The organism is Burkholderia sp. Ac-20353, assembly GCF_017104785.1.
Lineage (GTDB): Bacteria > Pseudomonadota > Gammaproteobacteria > Burkholderiales > Burkholderiaceae > Burkholderia.
The window spans coordinates 1-22,387 of the sequence record NZ_JAAGPL010000062.1 but is presented as its reverse complement, the minus strand read 5'-3'; the positions used below and the strand labels follow the sequence as shown (position 1 = coordinate 22,387).

General features: G+C 67.2%; 23 protein-coding genes. 18 read left to right on the top strand and 5 right to left on the bottom strand.

Features of this window, described 5'->3' with window-relative positions:
• Positions 1 to 21: 21 nt before the first annotated feature.
• On the bottom strand, positions 22 to 1,413 hold the full coding sequence (locus G3N94_RS19135) for an APC family permease (protein ID WP_205794148.1): 1,392 nt from the start codon (positions 1,411 to 1,413) through the stop codon (positions 22 to 24).
• A 312-nt stretch (positions 1,414 to 1,725) separates the two neighbouring features.
• Here G3N94_RS19135 and G3N94_RS19130 point away from each other — a divergent pair, with 312 nt between their 5' ends.
• Entirely contained in the window at positions 1,726 to 2,817 is a 1,092-nt protein-coding gene (locus G3N94_RS19130) for an AraC family transcriptional regulator (protein ID WP_205794147.1), read from the top strand.
• Positions 2,818 to 3,152: 335 nt separating this feature from the next.
• On the top strand, positions 3,153 to 3,920 hold the full coding sequence (trmB, locus tag G3N94_RS19125; RefSeq protein WP_205794146.1) for a tRNA (guanosine(46)-N7)-methyltransferase TrmB: 768 nt from the start codon (positions 3,153 to 3,155) through the stop codon (positions 3,918 to 3,920).
• A 139-nt stretch (positions 3,921 to 4,059) separates the two neighbouring features.
• Here trmB and G3N94_RS19120 read toward each other — a convergent pair whose 3' ends face one another.
• The 3 genes from G3N94_RS19120 to G3N94_RS19110 all read right to left on the bottom strand — a co-directional run bounded on the left by G3N94_RS19120 (position 4,060) and on the right by G3N94_RS19110 (position 5,998).
• The gene (locus tag G3N94_RS19120; RefSeq protein ID WP_205794145.1) at positions 4,060 to 4,890 is read right to left on the bottom strand and encodes an undecaprenyl-diphosphate phosphatase; all 831 of its coding nucleotides are present in this window, start codon (positions 4,888 to 4,890) and stop codon (positions 4,060 to 4,062) included.
• 78 nt (positions 4,891 to 4,968) lie between these two features.
• Positions 4,969 to 5,550, bottom strand: a complete 582-nt coding sequence (locus tag G3N94_RS19115) for a DUF1439 domain-containing protein (protein WP_205794144.1) — start codon at positions 5,548 to 5,550, stop codon at positions 4,969 to 4,971.
• A 139-nt stretch (positions 5,551 to 5,689) separates the two neighbouring features.
• Entirely contained in the window at positions 5,690 to 5,998 is a 309-nt protein-coding gene (locus tag G3N94_RS19110) for a YkgJ family cysteine cluster protein (RefSeq protein ID WP_241021942.1), read from the bottom strand.
• 161 nt (positions 5,999 to 6,159) lie between these two features.
• On the opposite strand from G3N94_RS19110, the gene hemN reads away from it, so the two are divergent.
• From hemN to G3N94_RS19090, 4 genes are all read left to right on the top strand, one after another.
• Complete coding sequence (gene hemN / locus G3N94_RS19105; RefSeq protein WP_205794143.1) at positions 6,160 to 7,545, top strand: oxygen-independent coproporphyrinogen III oxidase; 1,386 nt, start codon at positions 6,160 to 6,162, stop codon at positions 7,543 to 7,545.
• 80 nt (positions 7,546 to 7,625) lie between these two features.
• Entirely contained in the window at positions 7,626 to 7,883 is a 258-nt protein-coding gene (locus tag G3N94_RS19100; protein ID WP_205794142.1) for a hypothetical protein, read from the top strand.
• A 100-nt stretch (positions 7,884 to 7,983) separates the two neighbouring features.
• Positions 7,984 to 8,637, top strand: a complete 654-nt coding sequence (locus G3N94_RS19095) for a protein-L-isoaspartate O-methyltransferase (protein WP_124600277.1) — start codon at positions 7,984 to 7,986, stop codon at positions 8,635 to 8,637.
• 13 nt (positions 8,638 to 8,650) lie between these two features.
• The gene (locus tag G3N94_RS19090; RefSeq protein WP_205794141.1) at positions 8,651 to 8,974 is read left to right on the top strand and encodes a rhodanese-like domain-containing protein; all 324 of its coding nucleotides are present in this window, start codon (positions 8,651 to 8,653) and stop codon (positions 8,972 to 8,974) included.
• Between the two features lie 106 nt (positions 8,975 to 9,080).
• Here G3N94_RS19090 and G3N94_RS19085 read toward each other — a convergent pair whose 3' ends face one another.
• Positions 9,081 to 10,409: an aspartate aminotransferase family protein gene (locus tag G3N94_RS19085; RefSeq protein WP_205794140.1), complete on the bottom strand. Its 1,329-nt coding sequence runs from the start codon at positions 10,407 to 10,409 to the stop codon at positions 9,081 to 9,083.
• A 336-nt stretch (positions 10,410 to 10,745) separates the two neighbouring features.
• Here G3N94_RS19085 and urtA point away from each other — a divergent pair, with 336 nt between their 5' ends.
• The 12 genes from urtA (at position 10,746) to ureG (ending at position 22,169) form a co-directional block, all read left to right on the top strand.
• Complete coding sequence (gene urtA / locus G3N94_RS19080) at positions 10,746 to 12,053, top strand: urea ABC transporter substrate-binding protein (protein ID WP_205794139.1); 1,308 nt, start codon at positions 10,746 to 10,748, stop codon at positions 12,051 to 12,053.
• A gap of 25 nt (positions 12,054 to 12,078) precedes the next feature.
• On the top strand, positions 12,079 to 13,698 hold the full coding sequence (urtB, locus tag G3N94_RS19075; RefSeq protein WP_205794138.1) for an urea ABC transporter permease subunit UrtB: 1,620 nt from the start codon (positions 12,079 to 12,081) through the stop codon (positions 13,696 to 13,698).
• Positions 13,699 to 13,815: 117 nt separating this feature from the next.
• Positions 13,816 to 15,000 carry an urea ABC transporter permease subunit UrtC gene (gene urtC / locus G3N94_RS19070; RefSeq protein WP_205794137.1) on the top strand — a complete coding sequence of 395 codons (1,185 nt, stop codon included), beginning with the start codon at positions 13,816 to 13,818 and terminating at the stop codon, positions 14,998 to 15,000.
• Positions 14,997 to 15,857, top strand: a complete 861-nt coding sequence (gene urtD / locus G3N94_RS19065) for an urea ABC transporter ATP-binding protein UrtD (protein ID WP_205794136.1) — start codon at positions 14,997 to 14,999, stop codon at positions 15,855 to 15,857. Before urtC ends, urtD begins: the two co-directional genes overlap by 4 nt.
• 4 nt (positions 15,858 to 15,861) lie before the next feature.
• Complete coding sequence (gene urtE / locus G3N94_RS19060; protein ID WP_205794135.1) at positions 15,862 to 16,554, top strand: urea ABC transporter ATP-binding subunit UrtE; 693 nt, start codon at positions 15,862 to 15,864, stop codon at positions 16,552 to 16,554.
• Positions 16,555 to 16,691: 137 nt separating this feature from the next.
• Positions 16,692 to 17,567, top strand: a complete 876-nt coding sequence (locus G3N94_RS19055; RefSeq protein ID WP_205794134.1) for an urease accessory protein UreD — start codon at positions 16,692 to 16,694, stop codon at positions 17,565 to 17,567.
• 249 nt (positions 17,568 to 17,816) lie between these two features.
• A complete protein-coding gene (gene ureA, locus G3N94_RS19050; protein ID WP_006048588.1) occupies positions 17,817 to 18,119 on the top strand; it encodes an urease subunit gamma in 303 nt (100 codons plus the stop codon).
• Between the two features lie 10 nt (positions 18,120 to 18,129).
• Positions 18,130 to 18,435, top strand: a complete 306-nt coding sequence (locus tag G3N94_RS19045; RefSeq protein WP_205794133.1) for an urease subunit beta — start codon at positions 18,130 to 18,132, stop codon at positions 18,433 to 18,435.
• Between the two features lie 40 nt (positions 18,436 to 18,475).
• Positions 18,476 to 20,182, top strand: a complete 1,707-nt coding sequence (gene ureC, locus G3N94_RS19040) for an urease subunit alpha (RefSeq protein ID WP_205794132.1) — start codon at positions 18,476 to 18,478, stop codon at positions 20,180 to 20,182.
• Positions 20,183 to 20,213: 31 nt separating this feature from the next.
• Entirely contained in the window at positions 20,214 to 20,837 is a 624-nt protein-coding gene (gene ureE, locus G3N94_RS19035; protein WP_205794131.1) for an urease accessory protein UreE, read from the top strand.
• Complete coding sequence (locus G3N94_RS19030; protein WP_205794130.1) at positions 20,824 to 21,504, top strand: urease accessory UreF family protein; 681 nt, start codon at positions 20,824 to 20,826, stop codon at positions 21,502 to 21,504. The genes ureE and G3N94_RS19030 overlap by 14 nt, the downstream gene beginning before the upstream one ends.
• 17 nt (positions 21,505 to 21,521) lie before the next feature.
• Positions 21,522 to 22,169, top strand: coding sequence for an urease accessory protein UreG (gene ureG, locus G3N94_RS19025; RefSeq protein WP_205794129.1), 648 nt, complete (start codon positions 21,522 to 21,524; stop codon positions 22,167 to 22,169).
• The last annotated feature ends 218 nt before the right edge of the window (positions 22,170 to 22,387 follow it).

Here is a 22,387-nt window from a genome sequence, read left to right as displayed (position 1 = left end):
CGGAATCCGATGACCGGCCACTCAACTCATCGTCAGCGTCGGCGCAGCGCGCGTGAATCCGCGGGTCAGCCACACCAGCTGGCAGAACCCGAACGCGAGCCAGCCGATGCCGACATAGAACGTCTGGCGCGACAGTCCGGACCAGAGCCAGACGTTCATCACGAAACCGATCGCCGGCATCAGGCCGAACGTGATCCAGCCCGTCAAATGGCGGTGCTCCGGCCGTGCGAGATAGCTGCGCATCACGCACAGGTTCACGACAGCGAACGCGACGAGCGCGCCGAAACTGATCATCGTCGACGCGAGATCGAGCGTAATGAAGAGCGCGGAAAGCGATACGACACCGACCGCGAGCGTCGCGCGCACCGGCGTACCGAGCCGTGCATGCAGGTGGCCGAACACGCATCCCGGCAAGACCTGGTCGCGTCCCATCGCGAACAGCACGCGCGTCACGCTCGCCTGCCCGGCCATGGCACTCGCGAAGCAGCCGGCAACGTAGACCGCAACGAAGAACCCCGACAGCGTGCCGCCGCCGATGCGCTGCATCAGCTCGAGACTGGCCGAATCGAGATCCTTGAACGCATGCCAGTTCGGAAAGACCACTTGCCCCGCGTAGGCGATCAGCATGAACAGCACCCCGCTCGACAGCGTGCAGAGCAGAATCGCGCGCGGGACAGTACGTCGAGGCTCGCTCGTCTCCTCCGACAGCGTGGAAACGGCATCGAAACCAAGGAACGACAGGCACAGGATTGCCGATCCGGCCAGGATCGCGCGGGCGTCGCCCGATTGCGGCAACGTCACCGTCATCGTCAGCCCCTCCCCGGACGCGAGCCGCGCCGACGCGACCAGGAAGATCGCGATGAAAACCAGCTGGCTGGCAATCAGGATCAGGTTGACGCGATTGACGAGCTTGATGCCGACGATGTTCAGTCCGGTGATGACCGCGATGCTCGCCACGATCCACACGCCGGAAGGCACCGCCGGAAACAGTTGCTTCATGTAGATGCCGATGGCCAGATAGCTGATCATCGGGATGAACAGATAGTCCATCAGCAATGCCCACCCGACCATGAACCCTGCCGATGTACCGAAATTCCGGCTCGCGAACGTGTACGCCGAGCCGGCGCTTGGCATCAGTCGCGCCATGTGCCCATAGCTGCGCGCGGTGAACAGCATCGCGATCAGCGTGACGGCATACGCGGCCGCGAGATGCCCGTTCGTCTCGCGGGTGACGAGCCCATAGGTGGTGAACACCGTCATCGGCAGCATGTAGGCCAGACCGAAGATCACCAGCGTGAAGAGCCCGAGTGGACGCGCATGCCCTCGACCGGTTCCGACACCTCGACTGGCACCTTGCCCGACGTCATCTGTCGCACCGTCAAACGCGCATCGATCTGGCCTTTGGCTCTTCATGCTGTCCTCACGTGGAGTTCGTCCATGACTTCAACACTCATCGGGTCGGCAACGCGTGGGTTGCGCGATTCGAGAACGAGTTTGGTGTGCCAAAAAGTCGAGGACGAATGAGAAAAGCGGACGTAATCGGGGGATATTTCCGGACGCAATGCCGCGCATCACGCGGCCACTTACGCCGCTACTTACGCCGCTACTTACGCCGCTAATTTCGCCGGGAATGACACCGTGAAGGGCCCGCGGGCGGGCGCCCCCACTGGCGTTCTGCAGCCGTTCCGGCTATGTTCTACGCACACCATTCGCGGCATTGGCAACATGGACAGCAGGTTCCATCGAAATCAAAGCGGAGCCGAGCGAAGCTTGCGTTCATCGCTCGGACTGGCACGTCCGGCCGGGCGCCAGGCGGACATACCCGCCACCGTTCACGCGATAGCAGTCGCGCTGGACGAGTGTCGTGTGCGGCATATCGATGGCACCGCATTGCTGGAAGGCACGGGGCTCGGTGCGGACGAAGTTGCGTCGCCCACCATTCACGTGAACCGTAGCCAGGAGCAGCGCTGTTTCAGGAATCTGCTGCGGTGCAGCGGGGTGCCGTCGATCGGCCTCGCGATCGGCAACCGGCTCCACGTATCGACCCTTGGACTGGCCGGCTATGCGATGCTGATCAGCGGCTCCGTCACGCAGGCGCTCAAGTGCATGAGCCAGTTTCCGTTGTTCATGGGTCTCTACTTCGACGTCCGTGTCCATGCGCACGCGGACGGGATGAGTGTGTCGATCGGACGGTACAACGGTGAACCTGATCTCGAGGTTTTTCAGACCGACATGTGTCTGTCCAGCCTTCGCTTGATCGTGTCCGATCTCGTCGGCAAACCGGTCTGGCCTTCGCACGTGCATCTCGTGCATCGCGCGCCTCGTGATGGCACCGAGTACGCGCGCCGCTTCGGCTGCACGGTGAATTTCGATGCGAGCGAGAATCGTCTCGCGTTCACGACGGTGGACGGGACCGAGATGCCACGGCTCGCGAACGAGGTCAGCTTCAATGCGCTGCACTGCCAGTGCGAGGCACTCGAGCGACAGTGGGCTGCGTCGATCGGGACGCGGTTCGCCGATCGCGCGAAGGAGTTGATGGGACGCGACCTGTCGCGTTTCAAGTCGATGACCTCACTTGCGAACGCGCTGCATATGACGGAGCGCACGCTTCGCAGGCGGCTCGACAAGGACGGCATGACGTTTCAGTCGTTGCTGGACGCAGTTCGTCATGAAGAAGCAACCCGACTGCTGAGCGACGACATGCTGACGGTCGCCGCGATTGCTGAACGCCTCGGCTACAGCGAACCGCGCAGTTTCCGCCATGCATACCGACGCTGGACGGGACAACCGCCGCGCGTGAAGCTGGACACGGACTAATTTCTTGCGTTTCGAGTTTTCGCCTGACGCGCATCGCACGGCGGCTGGACGGACGATTTTGCGTTGTGCTACTCTACCGACCCCTGCATGGCAGGCCTGTTGCCCATGCCCGCCTGCTCGACGTTCAGGCAGGCGACCGGGCAAGCAGTTGAATGTAAGAGGAATTTCGGGTCGATCGCGGACTGTCCCGTCGCCCGCTCCACTTTTCGGCTGCACCGCAGCCTGCGCGTCAGCCGCCTCGTCGAAGGCGGCTTTTTTGTACCGCGTGCCGGTCCGGCCGGCGCGCCATCCGCGCCACGGGCCCTCGCCCGCAACCGAGCCTTTCTCTGTCACCGATGATGCACGACGATCCGAACGAAGCCGGCCTGCCGCCGCACGACGACGCCCTTCCCGACGAAGCCGCCCCCGGCGCCGACGAAATCAATCCGCTGCACCTGCGCCGCATCCGCAGCTTCGTCACCCGCGCCGGCCGCGTCTCGACCGGCCAGCGCCGTGCGCTCGACGAACTCGGCCCGCGCTTTGTCGTCCCGTATACGCCGGAAAACCCCGACTGGGATGCGGTGTTCGGCCGCGCGGCGCCGCGCATTCTCGAAATCGGCTTCGGGATGGGCGCGTCGACCGCGGAAATCGCCGCGATGCGGCCGGGCGACGACTTCCTCGGCGTCGAGGTGCACGAGCCGGGCGTCGGCGCGCTGCTCAAGCTGATCGGCGAGCAGGGCCTGACGAACATCCGCATCATCCAGCACGACGCGGTCGAGGTGCTCGAACACATGCTCGCGCCGGAAAGCCTCGACGGCGTGCACATCTTCTTCCCCGATCCGTGGCACAAGGCACGGCATCACAAGCGCCGGCTGATCCAGCCGCCGCTCGTCGCGCACCTCGCGTCGCGCCTGAAGCCGGGCGCGTACCTGCATTGCGCGACCGACTGGCAGAACTATGCGGAGCAGATGCTCGAAGTGCTCGGCGCCGATCCGTCGCTCGAGAACACGGCCGACGGCTACGCGCCGCGCCCCGACTACCGCCCGGTGACGAAATTCGAACGGCGCGGGCTGCGGCTCGGCCACGGCGTCTGGGACCTGGTGTTCCGCAAGCGCGCGAGCTGATCGCTACAAGGCCGCGTCCCGCGCGTGCGCGATACGACGGCCTGATGAAAAAACCTGCCCGACCGGCACGAGCCGATCGAATTGCACCCCAAAAGCCGGATCCTGATCCGGGCTTTGGGGTGTTCCCCACTGCCCGTCGTTACGCCCAGTTCAGCCAGCCGCTGTAGCCGACGAGCAGCACGAACAGCCCGAACGCGATCCGGTACCACGCGAACACGGTGAAATCGTGCGATGCGACGTAGCGCAGCAGCCAGCGCACGCAGACGAACGCGCTGACGAACGCCGATGCGAGCCCCAGCGCGAACAGGCCGAGCGAGTCGACCGTGAACGCGTGCCAGTCCTTGACGGTTTCGTAGAGCGTCGCGCCGAAGATGATCGGGATCGCGAGGAAGAACGAGAATTCGGTCGCGACGCGCCGGTCCAGACCGAACAGCATCCCGCCGATGATCGTCGAGCCGGAGCGCGACATCCCGGGAACCAACGCGAAGCACTGCGCGAGGCCGACCTTCAGCGCATCGAGCGGCGTCAGCGCATCGACCGACTGTACGCGCGGCGTCTCGCCGCGCTCGCGCTGCCGCGCCTCGGCCAGCAGGATGATCACGCCGCCGACGACGAGCGCGAACGCGACCGGCACCGGCGAGAACAGCACGGCCTTGATCTTCTTCTCGAACAGCAGGCCGAGCGCGACGGCGGGGATCGTCGCGATCACGACGTTGAGCGTGAAGCGCCGCGCGTCGGGCCGGCCCGGCAGCCCGGTGACGACCGACGCGATCCGGCGGCGATACTCCCAGCACACCGCGAGGATCGCGCCGAACTGAATCACGACGTCGAAAGTCTTCGCCTGCGCGTCGTTGTAGTTCAGGAAGCTGCCCGCGACGATCAGGTGGCCGGTGCTCGACACCGGCAGGAACTCCGTCAGCCCCTCGACAACACCGAGGATCAATGCCTTGCAGATCAGTATCCAGTCCATCCGTGGCCCAGTTTCGAAGTGGTCGAAGAAATGGGCCGCATCGCCGCCGCGGCCCGCCCGGCCGCGCGCGGCGCGACGTCACTTTTCGACGATCGCCACGCGTATGCCGTTTGTAAGGATGGTGATTGTACCGGGTTCGTAGTTCACGCCGGCGAATTGCAGCTGTTCCGGCTTGAATGTGTAGATCGGATAGTTGGTCAGCAATTGGGTCGCGATCATACCGGCGGCCGCGCCGATCTGCTGCGTGTACACCTGTGCGTCGCCGTCGAGCGTCAGGTTGTCGACGGCCGGCGCCTTGATCACGACCGAGCGGCTCGGCGCGTCGTACGCGAGCTGGCCGGACACGGTGAACTTGCCGTCGACCGGCGCGCGCAGGAACGGGCTCACGAAGTGCGCGTCAAGCTGCACCGCGATGCGGTTCTGGTCCGGCAGCAGGCCGACGACGGGATTCGCGAGCGACACGTCGAGCACCGGCGCGACGGTCTTCTGGTACGGGAACTTGCGCGCGACGGCCTTCTGCACGTCGCCGCGCGAGAACGTGTAGTGGTCGGGAATGAACGGGAACGTCGACGCGCATGCGGCGAGCGACACCGACACGCCGACGGCGGCGGTGCAGGCGACGAGGAAGCGGCGCCGGCTGGGCGCGCGACTGGCGGTCATGCTGAATCTCCTTTGACGGCAAGAGTTGGCGCTTTAGCGCTTACTCCTGCCCCATGCTTCGCGGTCGGCCGGAGTTGGCGCTTTAGCACCTGTTCCGATCCGCTGCGTCACATTCCGGTTCAATGTCGGAACGAATCGATCACGACGGCTGCGTCGCGGTTTCGAGCTGCGTGAGCCATGCGAGCGCGTCGGCGCGCGACGCGCCGCACATCTCCGCCGACGGCTGCAGCCCCGAACAGCACGCGGGCCGCTCGGGCCGGCCGAAAATCCGGCAGCGCAGATCGTCGCCGAGCTGCACGCAGCGCACGCCGGCCGGCTTGCCGCCGGGCATCCCCGGAATCGGGCTGGAAATCGACGGCGCGATGCAGCACGCACCGCAGGCCTCGCGGCACGCATGGGGCGGCGGAATCTCGGCGGGCGCCGGGCGGACAGGCAATTCGACGGACAACTCGGCTCTCTCGAACGGAACGACGGTAACAACGCGGCGCCGCACCTCGGGTCCGGCGGCCGCACCCCGCATTGTGCCATCCCCGGCTGCGACGTTATTACACAATGCAGGCCAATCGCGCGTTTATATACTCGAATGCATCTAAAAAGCGTGAGACTGCGATGAGCTCTGCCGACACTTTGTTCCGTCCCGATTTGCTTGCGAAGTACGGCGCGAACGGGCCTCGCTATACGTCGTACCCGACGGCGCTGCAGTTCCGCGACGATTTCGACCCCGCCGACTACGCACGCGCGGCCGGCGACCCGGGCGCGTCGTCGAGCGAACTGTCGCTCTACTTCCACATCCCGTTCTGCAACACGGCCTGCTTCTACTGCGGCTGCAACAAGATCGCGACCGGCAACCGCCGCCGCGCGCGCCCGTATCTCGACCAACTCAAGCGCGAGATGGCGCTGCAGGCCGCGCTGTTCGACCCCGCGCGCCCGGTCACGCAGCTGCACTGGGGTGGCGGCACGCCGACCTTCCTGTCCGACGACGAGACGGCCGAGCTGATGGCGGCGACCCGCGAGCATTTCACGCTCGCACCGGACGCCGACGCCGAGTTCTCGATCGAGATCGACCCGCGCACGGTCACGCCGGCGACGCTCGTCCATCTGCGCACGATCGGCTTCAACCGGCTGAGCCTCGGCGTGCAGGACTTCGATCCGGCCGTCCAGCAGGCAATCAACCGGATCCAGCCGCTCGCGATGACGGCCGACCTGCTGAGCGCCGCACGCACGACGGGCTACCAGTCGGTGAGCGTCGACCTGATCTACGGGCTGCCGCACCAGACCGTCGCGAGCTTCGGCCGCACGCTCGAGACGATCATCGAGCTCGCGCCGGACCGGCTGTCGGTGTTCGGCTACGCGCACATGCCGCACCTGTTCAAGATGCAGCGCCAGATCGACGATGCAACGCTGCCGCCGCCCGCGACGCGCGTCGCGCTGCTCGGGCTCGCGATCGAGATGCTGACGTCGGCCGGCTACGTGTACATCGGCATGGACCACTTCGCGCGGCCGGGCGACGAACTGGTGGCGGCCCAGCAAAACGGCACGCTGCAACGCAATTTCCAGGGCTACAGCACGCGCGCGGATACCGACCTGATCGGCATCGGCGTGTCGTCGATCGGCAAGGTCGGCGACGTCTACGCGCAGAACGCGAAGGACCTGCCCGCGTACGGCGCGGCGCTCGACGCGGGCCGGTTGCCGATCGCGCGCGGCGTGCGGCTCACGGCAGACGATCGGCTGCGCCGCGACGTGATCACGCAGCTGATGTGCAACCTCGAACTGCCGTTCTCGCACGTCGAGGCCGCGCACGGGGTCCGCTTCGCCGACCATTTCGCGCGCGAGCTGGATGAGCTGCGTGCGTTCGAGCGCGACGGGCTGCTGACGATCGCCGGCGACCGCCTGACGATCCACCCGGCCGGCCGGATGGTCGTGCGCAACATCGCGATGGCGTTCGACGCGTATCTCGTCCACACGCCGCAGCAGCGCTACTCGCGCACGGTCTGAGCGGGGCGCCGGCCGCGCACGCGCGGCCGGTTGTTGATAAAGTGTGGGCCTCACCTCAAGTCCGCTGCAGAACCCGCACCATGCGCACCACCAAGGCGACCCACGCGGTCGAACGCCTGAAAACCCGCTCCGGCAACCCGCACTTCGCGGCAGTCGCGATGTCCGGCGGCCTGTTCTATCTCGTCGACCGCTCGGGCGGCACCGCCGAAAAACGCTGCGAACCGCTGTCGCTCGACGAATTCGTGAAGTTCGTCGACGACCTTGGCCCCAAAAAGCCGCGCAAGGCCAGCAAGCTCGACCTCGCATTCGAGGAACAGATCAAGAACAGCAAGCGATAAGCTCCATTGCAGGGCTTCTGAAGGCTGGCCGGGCGCCCGGTTTGGTACAATCGACAAGTTTCTCTATCCCCGCTGATAGCCGACCAGGCTGCATGACACCATGAATATCGAACAAGCGCGTTTCAACATGATCGAACAGCAGATCCGTCCGTGGGACGTCCTGGATCTGGAAGTTCTGGGCCTGCTGTCGATCGTCAAGCGTGAGAATTTCGTCCCGGCCGCGTACCGCGACCTCGCATTCGCGGACCTCGAACTGCCGCTGCCGGGCGGCCACAAGATGCTGTTCCCGCGCGTCGAGGCACGCGTGCTGCAGGAACTCGCGGTGAAGAAACACGAGAACGTGCTGCTGATCGGCGCGGGCTCGGGCTACCTGGCCGCGCTGTTCGCGGCGCGCGCGCAACACGTGACGGCGGTCGAGATCGATCCGACGATCGCGAAGTTCGCGGAAGTGAACCTGCACAACAACGGCGTGACGAACGCCGAAGTCGCGCTGGGTGACGGCTCGCGCGGCTGGCCGGCGAAGGCGCCGTATGACGTGATCTGCGTGGCCGGCGGCCTGCCCGTCGTACCGCAGGAAATGCTCGAGCAGCTGAAGATCGGCGGCCGCCTGTCGGCATTCGTCGGCGGCCGTCCGGTGATGAAGGCGCAGATCATCACGCGCATCGACGACAAGCAGTACCGCGTCGCCGACGTGTTTGAAACCTACGTCGACCACCTCGTCAACGCGATCGAGCCATCGCGCTTCAAGTTCTGAGCCCCCGCCTATCATGCAGATCCTGACAGCCGCGATGCTCGCGGAATGGTTGGCCGACAAGACCCGCACCGCGCCCGTCGTGCTCGACGTGCGCGAACCGTGGGAAATCGCGACCGCGCAGATCGCGGGCAGCATGTCGATCCCGATGCAGCAGATTCCCGCGCGCAGCGAGGAACTGGACGACGAAGCCGAGATCGTCTGCGTATGCCATCACGGAATGCGCAGCGCGCAGGTCGCGATGTTCCTCGAATCGCGCGGCTTCACGAAGCTCTACAACCTGCAGGGCGGCATCGACGCGTGGTCGCGCGATGTCGATCCGTCGGTGCCGCGTTACTGATCGCATGGATCGCAGCCGGCCGGCCGCGCTTCACCAGCTGCACCTGGCCGGCCGCACCTGATCTCCACGACGGGCGCGCGATGCGCGCCCGCTCCCTCTTCCCGCGTTACTCCGTTTCCTTGAGCGCGTCGGCGACGATCGCGAACAGCTCGGCAATCTGCGCCTCCTCGACGATCAGCGGCGGCGAAAACGCCAGGATGTCGCCCGTATAGCGCGCCATCGCGCCCTTCTGGTAGCACTTGACGAACACGTCGTACGCGCGCGCGCCGGGCTTGCCGTCGCGCGATTTCAGCTCGACGCCGCCGACGAGGCCGAGGTTGCGCACGTCGATCACGTGGCGCGCATCCTTCAGCTTGTGGATCTCGCGCTCGAACACGGGCGCCATCCGCGCGGCCCGCTCGAACAGCTGTTCGCGCTCGTACAGGTCGATCGTCGCGCATGCGGCGGCAGCCGCGAGCGGATGCCCAGAATACGTATAGCCGTGGAACAGCTCGATGCCGGCCGGCGCGCCATTGACGATCGTGTCGTGGATCGCATCGCTCGCCGCGACCGCGCCCATCGGCACCGCCGCGTTGTTGGTGCCCTTCGCCATCGTCAGCAGGTCGGGCGTCACGTTGAAGAACTGCGCGGCGAACGGTGCGCCGAGCCGGCCCCAGCCGGTGATCACCTCGTCGAAGATCAGCAGGATGCCGTGCTTGTCGCACAGCTCGCGCAGCCGCTCGAGATAACCCTTCGGCGGGATCAGCACGCCGGTCGCGCCGGCGACCGGCTCGACGATCACCGCCGCGATCGTCGACGCATCGTGCAGCGTGACGAGGCGCTCGAGCTCGTCGGCGAGATGCGCGCCCCACGCGGGCTGCCCTTTCGAGAACGCGGCTTCGTTGATGTTCAGCGTATGCGGCAGATGGTCGACCGACGGCAGCAGCGCGCCCGAATACGCCTTGCGGTTCGGCGCGATCCCGCCGACCGAGATGCCGCCGAAGCCGACCCCGTGATAGCCGCGCTCGCGGCCGATGAAACGCGTGCGCTGTCCTTCGCCACGCGCGCGGTGATACGCGAGCGCGATCTTCAGCGCGGTATCGACCGCTTCCGAGCCTGAGTTCGTGAAGAAGATGTGCTTGAGGTCGCCGGGCGTATGGCGTGCAATCCGAGTGGCCGCTTCGAACGCCTTCGGATGCCCCATCTGGAACGTCGGCGCGAAATCCATCTCCTCCGCCTGCGCCTTCACCGCCGCGACGATCTCATCACGGCCGTGCCCCGCGTTCACGCACCAGAGCCCCGCGGTGCCGTCGAGTATGCGCCGCCCGTCGTGCGACGTGTAGTACATCCCCTTCGCGGACACGAGCAGCCGCGGCGCGTCCTTGAACTGGCGGTTGGCGGTAAACGGCATCCAGAATGCGGACAGGTCGGGGGTGTTCGATGACTGCTGACTCATGGTGGCTCCTCGGATTGAACGATCGGCGCAGCAACGCGGCGCCGGCACTGTGCGACGCAAGTCGAAACCCGAGTGTAAGCACCGAAACGGTGAAGCACAACCGTGCACCGAACGTGCACCGGCCGTGCACCCGCGTTGCACCCGCTGTGCACCATCCACGCCCGCGATACTGCACCGCAACGGGCCATCCATCCCGCACGCGGCGTCGCGCGCGGCGCGCCGCCGCGTGCGCAGACACGTCCGCCGTGCACGCATGCGACTGGCACATGCCTTGCGTAATACCGATGGTCGACGCCGCAGCGGCGCACGCACATCCAACACGTGAAGGGGAACCCGATGAAACGTCGCAGTCTGTTGAAGTTCGGATCGATGGCCGGCGCGCTCGCGCTGGCAGGCAAGACCCCGTTCGCGCACGCAGCCGACGCGGGCACGGGCCCGATCAAGGTCGGCATCCTGCATTCGCTGTCCGGCACGATGGCGATCTCCGAGACGTCGCTGAAGGACACTGCACTGATGACGATTGCCGACATCAACAAGAGCGGCGGCCTGCTGGGCCGCAAGATCGAGCCGGTCGTCGTCGATCCCGCGTCGAACTGGCCGCTCTTTGCCGAGAAGGCGCGCCAGCTGCTGACGCAGGACAAGGTCGCATGCGTGTTCGGCTGCTGGACGTCGGTGTCGCGCAAGTCGGTGCTGCCGGTGTTCGAGGAACTGAACGGCCTGCTGTACTACCCCGTCCAGTACGAAGGCGAGGAGATGTCGCGCAACGTGTTCTACACGGGCGCCGCGCCGAACCAGCAGGCGATCCCCGCCGTCGAGTACCTGATGAGCGCCGAGGGTGGAGGCGCGAAACGCTTCTTTCTGCTCGGCACCGACTACGTATACCCGCGCACGACGAACAAGATCCTGCGCGCGTTCCTGAAATCGAAGGGCGTGAAGGATGCCGACATTCAGGAGGTCTACACGCCGTTCGGACACAGCGATTACCAGACCATCGTCGCGAATATCAAGAACTTCTCGCAGGGCGGCAAGACGACCGTGATCTCGACGATCAACGGCGATTCGAACGTGCCGTTCTACAAGGAACTCGGCAACCAGGGCATCAAGGCGACCGACGTGCCGGTCGTCGCGTTCTCGGTCGGCGAGGAGGAACTGCGCGGGATCGACACGAAGCCGCTCGTCGGGCATCTGGCCGCGTGGAACTACTTCATGTCGGTGAAGAACCCGTCGAACACGAAGTTCAAGGACCAGTTCGCCGCGTGGGTGAAGGCGAACAACCTGCCCGGCGGCGCGAAGCGCGTGACCAATGACCCGATGGAAGCGACCTTCGTCGGCATCCATATGTGGAAGCAGGCGGTCGAGAAGGCGAAGAGCACCGACGTCGACAAGGTGCGTGTCGCGATGATCGGCCAGGCAGTGACCGCGCCGTCCGGCTTCACGCTGACGATGGACGGCAATCATCACCTGCACAAGCCGGTGATGATCGGCGAGATCCGCGGCGACGGGCAGTTCAACGTCGTGTGGAAGACCAAGACCGCGATCCGCGCGCAGCCGTGGAGCCCGTTCATCGCGGGCAACCAGGGCAAGCCGGATATCGTCAGCTCGATTCCGGCGTTCCTGCGCCGGCAGCGCGCGGTGCTGGCCTGATCTCCACGCCTGCCAGGGGATCCCGATGCCGACTCTCTTCAGCCGTGCCGCCGTCGCGCTCATCGCGTGCGCCGCCCTTGCCGGCTTCGCGCCGCGCGCCGCACTGGCGCTGACGGCCGCCGACACCGCCGCGCTCGCCGGCGACGACTTCGACGCGAAGACGGCCGCGATCGAACGGCTCGCCGCCGACCCCGATCCGCATGCCGTCGCGCTGCTCGACGCGCTGTCGTCCGGCGACGCCCTCACGACCGACGACGGCCGCGTCCTGATCCAGACCGGCGACACCGCGCATGACGCGCTGACGCAGGCCGCCGCTCAGCCGGGCAACGCGCAGCCGGTGATGCTGAACAATCTGCTGCGCACGAAGATCGCCGGCGCGCGGTCCGGTCTCGCGCTCGCGTCGCCGGACCTCGCGGCCCGACGTGACGCGATCGACGCGCTGCTGAAGTCACCCGATCCCGCGCTGAAGCCGATGATCGAGCGCGCCCGCGCGAAGGAGACGGACCCGGCGCTCAAGCGCCGCCTCGACGCGCTGTGGGCGATCGCCGCGCTGCACGACGCCGATCCGGCGAAGCGCCTCGAAGCGGTGCAGGTCGTCGCCGCGCGCCACGACCTCGACATGATCGAGCAGTTGCGTCCGCTCGTCGCAACGAACGCCGACGGCAGCTACGCGGAGCCCGACGCGCGCGTGCGCGACGCCGCGCAGCAAGGGCTCGACGCGCTGCACACGCTGCAGCGCCGCGGCGAGATCGCGGGCACGCTGTTCGCGGGCCTGTCGCTCGGCAGCGTGCTGCTGCTCGCCGCGCTCGGCCTCGCGATCACGTACGGGCTGATCGGCGTGATCAACATGGCGCACGGCGAATTCCTGATGATCGGCGCCTATGCGACCTACGTCGTGCAGACGCTCGTGCAGCGCTTCGCGCCGGCTGCGTTCGACTGGTATCCGCTCGTCGCGGTGCCCGCATCGTTCGCGGCGGCCGCGCTCGTCGGCATCGTGCTCGAACGGCTCGTGCTGCGGCATCTGTACGGCCGTCCGCTCGAGACGCTGCTCGCGACGTTCGGCGTCAGCCTGATCCTGATCCAGGCGACGCGGATGCTGTTCGGCGCACAGAACGTGCAGGTCGTGAACCCGTCGTGGATGAGCGGCGGCGTGACCGTGATGCAGAACCTGATCCTGCCGTACAACCGGCTCGTGATTCTCGCGTTCGCGCTCGCGGTGGTCGGCATCGCATGGGCCGTGCTGACGAAGACTCGGCTCGGCCTGTTCGTGCGCGCGGTCACGCAGAACCGGCGGATGGCCGCGTGCGTCGGCGTTAAGACCGCGCGCATCGACGCGTATGCGTTCGCATTCGGCGCGGGCATCGCGGGCCTCGGCGGTTGCGCGCTGTCGCAGATCGGCAACGTCGGCCCCGACCTCGGCCAGAACTACATCATCGATTCGTTCATGGCCGTCGTGCTGGGCGGTGTCGGGCAGATCGCCGGCACCGTGCTCGGCGGCTTCGGGCTAGGCCTCGTCAGCAAGGCGATCGAGCCATTCTGGGGTGCCGTGCTCGCGAAGATCGCGGTGCTCGTGATGATCGTGCTGTTCATCCAGAAACGTCCGCAGGGCATGTTCGCGCTGAAGGGACGCAGCGCGGAGGCATAACGTGAAACGACCACCCATGCTCGCTTTGCTCGCTGCCTCCCGAAGCGGCTGTCGGCCTCCTTGCGGCAGCCCCGACGAGGCTGACATGAAACAACCCGCACGCACCGGAGCACCGGCATGACTTCCGTCACGAATTCCCTGTCGAATCCCGTCGCCGCGGCGCCGACGCCCGCCGCCCCGCGTTCGACCGACGGCTTCGCGCTCGGCTTACCGCCGCGCCCTGCGCTGCTGTCGCGCCGCGCGTGGCTCGCGCTCGTCGCGCTCTGCATCGCGATCGGCGTCGGCGTGCCGCTCGCCGCGCTCGTCGCGCCCGAGTCGAGCGCGTTCCATCTGTCCGCGTATGCGATGACGCTCGCGGGCAAGCTGATGTGCTACGCGATCGCCGCGCTCGCGCTCGATCTCGTGTGGGGTTACTGCGGCATCCTGAGTCTCGGCCATGGCCTGTTCTTCGCGCTCGGCGGCTATGCGATCGGCATGTACCTGATGCGCGAAATCGGCCGCGACGGCAAATACGGCAGCGACCTGCCCGACTTCATGGTGTTCCTCGACTGGCACCAGCTGCCGTGGTACTGGAGCGGCACGCAGCATCTCGCGGTTGCGCTCGCGCTCGTCGTGCTCGTGCCCGCCGCGCTCGCGTGGGTGTTCGGCTTCTTCACGTTCCGCTCGCGCGTGAAAGGCGTGTACCTGTCGATCATCACGCAGGCCATGACGTTCGCGGCGATGCTGCTGTTCTATCGCAACGAAACCGGCTTCGGCGGCAACAACGGCTTCACCGATTTCAAGCGCATCGCCGGTTTCCCGATCACGTCGCCCGGCACGCGCACGGTGCTGTTCCTGCTGACCTTCGCGACGCTCGTGCTCGCGTTCGTCGCCGCGCGCGCGATCGTCACGAGCAAGCTCGGGCGCGTCGTCACCGCGGTGCGCGACGGCGAGACGCGGCTGATGTTTCTCGGCTACAGCCCGCTTGCGTACAAGCTGTTCGTGTGGACCGTGTCGGCCGTGCTGTGCGGCGTCGCCGGCGCGCTGTACGTGCCGCAGGTCGGCATCATCAACCCCGGCGAGATGTCGCCCGGCAACTCGATCGAGATGGCGATCTGGGTCGCCGTCGGCGGACGCGGCACGCTGATCGGGCCGATCGTCGGCGCGTTCGCGGTGAACGGCGCGAAGAGCTTCTTCACCGCGTATTTCGCCGAATACTGGCTGTTCTTCCTCGGCCTGATCTTCGTGCTCGTGCCGCTGCTGCTGCCGCGCGGGATCATGGGTCTCGTCGAAGCCGCGATCGCGAAGGGGAAACGCGCATGAACGGAACCGCCCTTTACCAGTTTGCGCCGCCCAGCGAGGATGAACTGCTCGCGGTGAGCGGCACCGCCGCGATGGGACACGTCGTCACGCCGGGCGCGATCGACACGTCGCACGGCACGATCCTTTATCTTGAGGATATCGAAGTGAGCTTCGACGGCTTCCGCGCGCTGAACAAGCTGTCGCTCGCGATCGACGCGGGCGAGCTGCGCTGCGTGATCGGCCCGAACGGCGCGGGCAAGACGACGATGATGGACGTGATCACCGGCAAGACACGCCCCGACGCGGGCAAGGTGTTTCTCGGCCAGACGCTCGACCTGTCGCGAATGAGCGAACCGGAAATCGCACGCGCGGGCATCGGCCGCAAGTTCCAGAAGCCGACCGTGTTCGAGCAGCACCCCGTGTGGGAAAACCTCGAGCTCGCGATGCAGGCCGACAAGGGCTGGCTCGCGTCGCTGCGCGCACGGCTCGGCAAGGGCGCGCAGGCGAGGATCGAGGAGACGCTCGCGCTGATCGGCCTCGAAGCGCACGCGTTCCGCACGGCCGGCGAGTTGTCGCACGGGCAGAAGCAGCGGCTCGAGATCGGCATGCTGCTGATGCAGCGCCCCGCGCTGCTGCTGCTCGACGAGCCCGCGGCCGGGATGACCGACCACGAGACGATGGAGCTCGCCGAGCTGCTGAACACGCTGCGCGGCACCTGTTCGATGATGGTCGTCGAGCACGACATGGAATTCGTCGCGGCGCTCGCGGGCGATACGGGCCGCGTGACGGTGATGGCCGAAGGCGCGGTGCTCGCGCAAGGCACGCTCGATCAGGTCAAGCGCGACGACGCGGTGATCGAGTCTTATCTCGGACGTTGATGCGATGCTGACAATCGATTCGCTGAACCAGTATTACGGCGGCAGCCATATCCTGCGCAACGTGACCCTCGCCGCCGACGCCGGCAGGCTGACCGTGCTGCTCGGCCGCAACGGCGTCGGCAAGACGACGCTGCTGCGCTGCCTGATGGGTGTCGTCGCCGCGAAAAGCGGCACGGTGTCGTGGCGCGGCAGGACGCTCGGCGCGCTGCCGCCGTATGCGCGCGTCGCGGCCGGGCTCGCTTACGTGCCGCAGGGCCGCGACATCTTTCCGCGGCTTACCGTCGAGGAGAACCTGCTCGTCGGCGCGGCGAGCCGCAGGGCGCCTTCGAAGGTGCCGGACCGCATCTACGACCTGTTTCCGGTGCTGAAGGACATGCGCGCGCGGCGCGGCGGCGACCTGTCGGGCGGCCAGCAGCAGCAGCTCGCGATCGGCCGCGCGCTGATGAGCGAGCCGCAACTGCTGATCCTCGACGAGCCGACCGAAGGCATCCAGCCGTCGATCATCCAGGACATCGGCCGCACGCTGCGGCAGCTCGTCGACGAATCGAAGATGACGGTGCTGCTCGTCGAACAGTATTACGATTTCGCGCGGTCGATCGCGGACAGCTACTGGGTGATGAGCCGCGGCGAAATCGTCGCGGGCGGCGATGCGCGGGATATGGAGGCCAACGGCGTGCGGGAACTGATCGCCGTGTAGCAAGTCGTTTTCACTCGGCAACCCGGTTTCAGCAAACGTTGAAACCGCCGTTTTCACTGAAATTCCGTTTACGCCGGGCGCATCCGTTCGCGGTGCATTCCTGTAGCATTACCGCGCACCCGTCCTTCGCTTCAACGATGTCCGCCCCCGATTCCCACGCATCGCTATCCCACCCCGCCGTCGCCAAGTCGTGGCGCGCGCGCCTCGAACTCGGCTTCGAACGGCACGGCGCGCGCACGACGCTCGTTCACCGGCTGCACGACGGCCCGCTGCGCGTGCAGCGGCCGCTGTACCCGGAAGGCGACGCGATCTGCCACGCGGTGATCGTCCATCCACCGGGCGGCGTCGCGGGCGGCGACCGGCTCGATATCGACGTCGCGCTCGGCGCGGGCACGCACGCGGTGCTGACGACGCCCGGCGCGACCAAGTGGTACAAGTCGAACGGCCTCGATGCTACCCAGCGCATCGGCATCACGCTCGGCAGCCACGCGAAGCTCGACTGGCTGCCGCAGAACAACCTGTTCTTCGACGCCGCACATGCGTCGCTCGACTTCACGCTGACGCTCGGCGCGGGCGCGAGCGCGCTCGGCTGGGACGCGACCCAGCTCGGCCGGCAGGCGGCCGGCGAAGCGTGGTCGGCGGGCCGCATCGCATCGACATCGGCGCTCGTCGACGCCGACGGCCGGCCGCTGTGGACCGAACGCGCGCTGCTCGCGGCCGATGACACGCTGCGCGGCGCGCCGCAGGTGCTCGCGGGCTTTCCGGTCTACGGCACACTTTGGGCAGCCGGCACCGCGTGCGATACGGCGCTTGCGGAATCGCTCGCCACACGCATGCCGTTCAACGACACACTGCGCGCGGGCGCGACCTGCGTGACGCCGGGCATCGTGCTCGTGCGCGCGCTTGCCGCGTCGATGGAGGTGCTGCAGCGGCATTTCGTCGACTGCTGGCTGTACCTGCGCCCGATCGTGCACGGCGTCGCCGCGCAGCCGCTGCGCCTCTGGCAGACCTGATCCCGCGCGTTGCGCAGCGCAGCCTTCACGCCCCATTTCGGCGCAGCGCTGCACCCGGCACGGCACGCCGCCCATGCAGCGCGCACCACGAACGCGCATCCGGCGCCGCTCCGCATGCATGGCACGCAGCTTGCTGCTTACATATTCGATACGCACTGCGCGGCAGATGATGCGGTGCTACGATGAATCGCGCTTCCGCACGGCCGCAGTGCCCCGAGAAAAATTACGTTTTCCTGAACGCCCGCCTTCATGAAACTGACTCCCCGCGAAAAAGACAAGCTGCTGATCTTCACGGCAGCGCTGCTGGCCGAGCGCCGCCGTGCGCGCGGCCTCAAGCTCAACTATCCGGAAGCGGTCGCGTTCATCACCGCCGCTCTGATGGAAGCCGCGCGCGACGGCAAGACCGTCGCCGAGGTGATGCACTACGGCACGACGCTGCTCACGCGCGACGACGTGATGGAAGGCGTGCCGGAAATGATTCCCGATATCCAGGTCGAGGCGACCTTCCCCGACGGCACGAAGCTCGTCACCGTCCATCACCCGATTCCGTGAGGGCCTGCCCATGATTCCCGGCGAAATCCTCACCGACGACGGCGAGCACGAACTGAACGCGGGCCGCGCGACACTCACGCTGACCGTCGCGAACACCGGCGACCGCCCCGTGCAGGTCGGCTCGCACTATCACTTCTTCGAAGTCAACGACGCACTGTCGTTCGACCGCGCAGCCGCACGCGGCTTCCGGCTGAACATCGCGGCCGGCACCGCCGTGCGCTTCGAGCCCGGCCAGACGCGCACGGTCGAACTCGTCGCGCTCGCGGGCGAACGCGCCGTCTATGGTTTTCAGGGCAAGGTGATGGGGCCGCTCTGAGCGCGCGCCCTACTCTTCAGGTCTTCAGGAACAGCACGACATGACACTACGCTTGAGCCGCCGCGCGTATGCGGAGATGTTCGGGCCGACGACGGGCGACCGCATCCGTCTCGCCGATACCGAGCTGCTGATCGAGATCGAACGCGACTTCACGATCTACGGCGAGGAAGTGAAGTTCGGCGGCGGCAAGGTGATCCGCGACGGGATGGGCCAGTCGCAGCGCGTCGCCGCCGACGTGCCCGACACGGTGATCACGAACGCGGTGATCCTCGATCACTGGGGCATCGTGAAGGCCGACATCGCGATCAAGCACGGCCGCATCGCCGCGATCGGCAAGGCCGGCAATCCGGACATCCAGCCGGGCGTGACGATCGCGATTGGCGCTGCGACCGAAGTGATCGCCGGCGAGGGATTGATCGTGACTGCGGGCGGCATTGACACGCACATCCACTTCATCAGCCCGCAGCAGATCGACGAGGCGCTCGCGTCGGGCGTCACGACGATGCTCGGCGGCGGCACGGGGCCTGCCACCGGCACCAACGCAACGACCTGCACGCCGGGCCCGTGGCACATGGAGCGGATGCTGCAGGCCGCCGACGGCTGGCCGATCAACCTCGGCTTTCTCGGCAAGGGCAATGCGAGCCTGCCGCAGCCGCTCGTCGAGCAGATCGCGGCCGGCGCGATCGGCCTCAAGCTGCACGAGGACTGGGGCACGACGCCCGCCGCGATCGACAACTGCCTGTCGGTCGCCGACGACACCGACACGCAGGTCGCGATCCACACCGACACGCTGAACGAAGCCGGCTTCGTCGAATCGACGGTTGCCGCGTTCAAGGGCCGCACGATCCACACGTATCACACCGAGGGCGCGGGCGGCGGCCATGCACCCGACATCCTGAAGGTGTGCGGCGAGGCGAACGTGCTGCCGTCGTCGACCAACCCGACGCGCCCGTACACGATCAACACGCTCGACGAGCACCTCGACATGCTGATGGTGTGTCACCACCTCGATCCGTCGATCGCCGAGGATCTCGCGTTCGCCGAATCGCGGATCCGCCGCGAGACGATCGCGGCCGAGGATATCCTGCACGACCTCGGCGCGCTGTCGATGCTGTCGTCCGACTCGCAGGCGATGGGCCGCGTCGGCGAGGTGATCATCCGCACCTGGCAGACCGCGCACAAGATGAAGGTGCAGCGCGGCGCGCTGCCCGAGGACACCGCGCGCCACGACAACTTCCGCGCGAAGCGCTACGTCGCGAAGTACACGATCAACCCGGCGCTCACGCACGGGATCGCGCACGAGGTCGGCTCGATCGAGCCCGGCAAGTGGGCGGACCTCGTGCTGTGGGAACCGGCGTTCTTCGGGATCAAGCCGACGATGATCCTGAAGGGCGGGATGATCGCGATCGCGCAGATGGGCGACCCGAACGCGTCGATCCCGACGCCGCAGCCCGTCCACTACCGCGAGATGTTCGCGACGCGCGGCGGCGCGCTCGCGCGCACGTCGCTGACGTTCGTGTCGCAGATGGCGGCCGACGCCGGCATCGCCGAGCGCTACGGGCTCGCAAAGCGGATCGTGCCGGTGCGCAACTGCCGCAACGTGACGAAGGCCGACATGATCCACAACGCATGGCGGCCCGCGATCAGCGTCGATCCGGAAACCTACGACGTGATCGCGGACGGCCAGTTGCTCACCTGCGAGCCGGCCACCGTGCTGCCGATGGCGCAGCGCTATTTCCTGTTCTGATTTCCTGGTCCCGATTCACTGATCCCGATTCATGCGCACCATCGACAAACGCATTGCCCCGAACGTCAGACTCGCCGCGTCGCTCGTCGCGCGCGCGCCCACGCTCACGCTCGCGTATGACGCCCGTTGCAAGAGCCGCCTCGCGGCCACGCTCGACACCGGCGAGGAGATCGCGCTCGTGCTGCCCCGCGGCACCGTGCTGCGGGATGGCGACGTGCTCGTCGCCGACGACGGCGCGCTCGTGCGCGTCGCCGCCGCGCGCGAAACCGTGCTGCTCGTGCGCGCGCCGGATCCGCTGACATTCACGCGCGCCGCCTATCACCTCGGTAATCGCCACACGCCGGTCGAGATCGGCGACGGCTATCTGAAGCTCGAAGCCGATCCCGTGCTCGCCGACATGCTGCGGCGGCTCGGCGCGCAGGTCGAGCAGGTCGACGCGCCATTCCAGCCGGAAGCCGGCGCGTATGGCGGCGGCCACCGGCATGGCCACGACGCGACGTTCGCCGAGGATTACGCGCTCGCGCAACAGGTGTTCGGCGAACACCACGGCCACTCGCACGATCACGATCACGATCACGATCACGATCACGATCACGATCATCAGCATGGTCCCGGATGCACGCACGGCCATGCCCACGATCATGAACACCGCTGAGCTCGTCGCGCTGCTGCACCTCGCGTCGCCCGCGTTGCCGATCGGCGCGTTCAGCTATTCGCAGGGCCTGGAAGCGGCACTCGACGCGAACCTGATCCGCGATGCCGACACCGCGCGCGACTGGATCGCGAGCGGCCTGACCGACGTGCTCGCGCACGGCGAGCTGCCGTTTCTCGCGCACCAGCTCGCGCGCTGGCATGCGCACGATGCCGACGCACTCGCACGCGAAAACGCGTGGTTCGTCGCGAGCCGCGAATCGGCCGAGCTGCGCCGCGAGACTGAGCAGATGGGCTGGTCGCTCGCGCAGCTGTGCACGTCGCTCGAATGGGGCGACGCCGCGCGCCGCGCGACATTGTCGAGCCTCACGCCGATCGCGCTGCCGACCGCGTTCGCGTTCGCAGCGGCCGCACACGACGCACGCGCGGACGCGACGCTCGCCGCGTACGCATTCGGCTGGGTCGAAAACCAGACCGCCGCCGCGCTGAAGGCGGTGCCGCTCGGCCAGCTCGCGGGCCAACGCATCATCGTCGCGCTGCGCGGTGCGATCGACGCGGCCGTGCAGCGCGCGCTCGCGACGCCGCCCGACGCGATCAACACGTTCGCGCCGCAGCTCGGCATCCTGTCCGCACGGCACGAAACCCAGTATTCGCGGTTGTTCCGCTCCTGACCCACACGCTACCCGCCATGAACGCACCCTACTCCCCGTCCGCCCGCCGCACGAAGAAGCTGCCGCCGCTGCGCGTCGGCATCGGCGGCCCGGTCGGCTCCGGCAAGACCACACTGCTCGAAATGCTGTGCAAGGCGATGCGCGACCGCTACGACCTCGTCGCGATCACCAACGACATCTACACGAAGGAAGACCAGCGCCTGCTGACCGTCGCGGGCGCGCTGCCCGAGGAGCGGATCATGGGCGTCGAGACGGGCGGCTGCCCGCACACCGCGATCCGCGAGGACGCGTCGATCAATCTCGAGGCCGTCGACCGGATGCTCGCGCGCTTTCCGGACGCGGACATCGTGTTCATCGAGTCCGGCGGCGACAACCTCGCGGCGACGTTCAGCCCCGAGCTGTCGGACCTGACGATCTACGTGATCGACGTGGCGGGCGGCGAGAAGATTCCGCGCAAGGGCGGCCCCGGCATCACGAAGTCGGACCTGCTCGTGATCAACAAGACCGATCTCGCGCCGCTGGTGGGCGCGAACCTCGACGTGATGGCATCGGATACGAAGAAGATGCGCGGCGAGCGGCCGTACGTGATGACGAACCTGAAGGCGCTCGCCGGCGTCACGGATGTCGTCGCGTTCATCGAGAAGAAGGGACTGCTGACTGTCTGAGCGATGACGCCGTCGGCGGCGCGGCGTGAACAGCGTCGGCCGCCGTTGCACGCCGCACGGCGGGCGCCTACTCGCCTACTCGCCCTGCTCGCCCCGTTCGCCATTCGTGACGGGCGGCAGCAGCGCAGCGAGCACGTCGACGGTACGGGCCGTCGCGCCGCGATGGCGCGCCGCGAACGCCGCGCCGGCCGCGCCCATCGCGATGCGCCGCGCGTTGT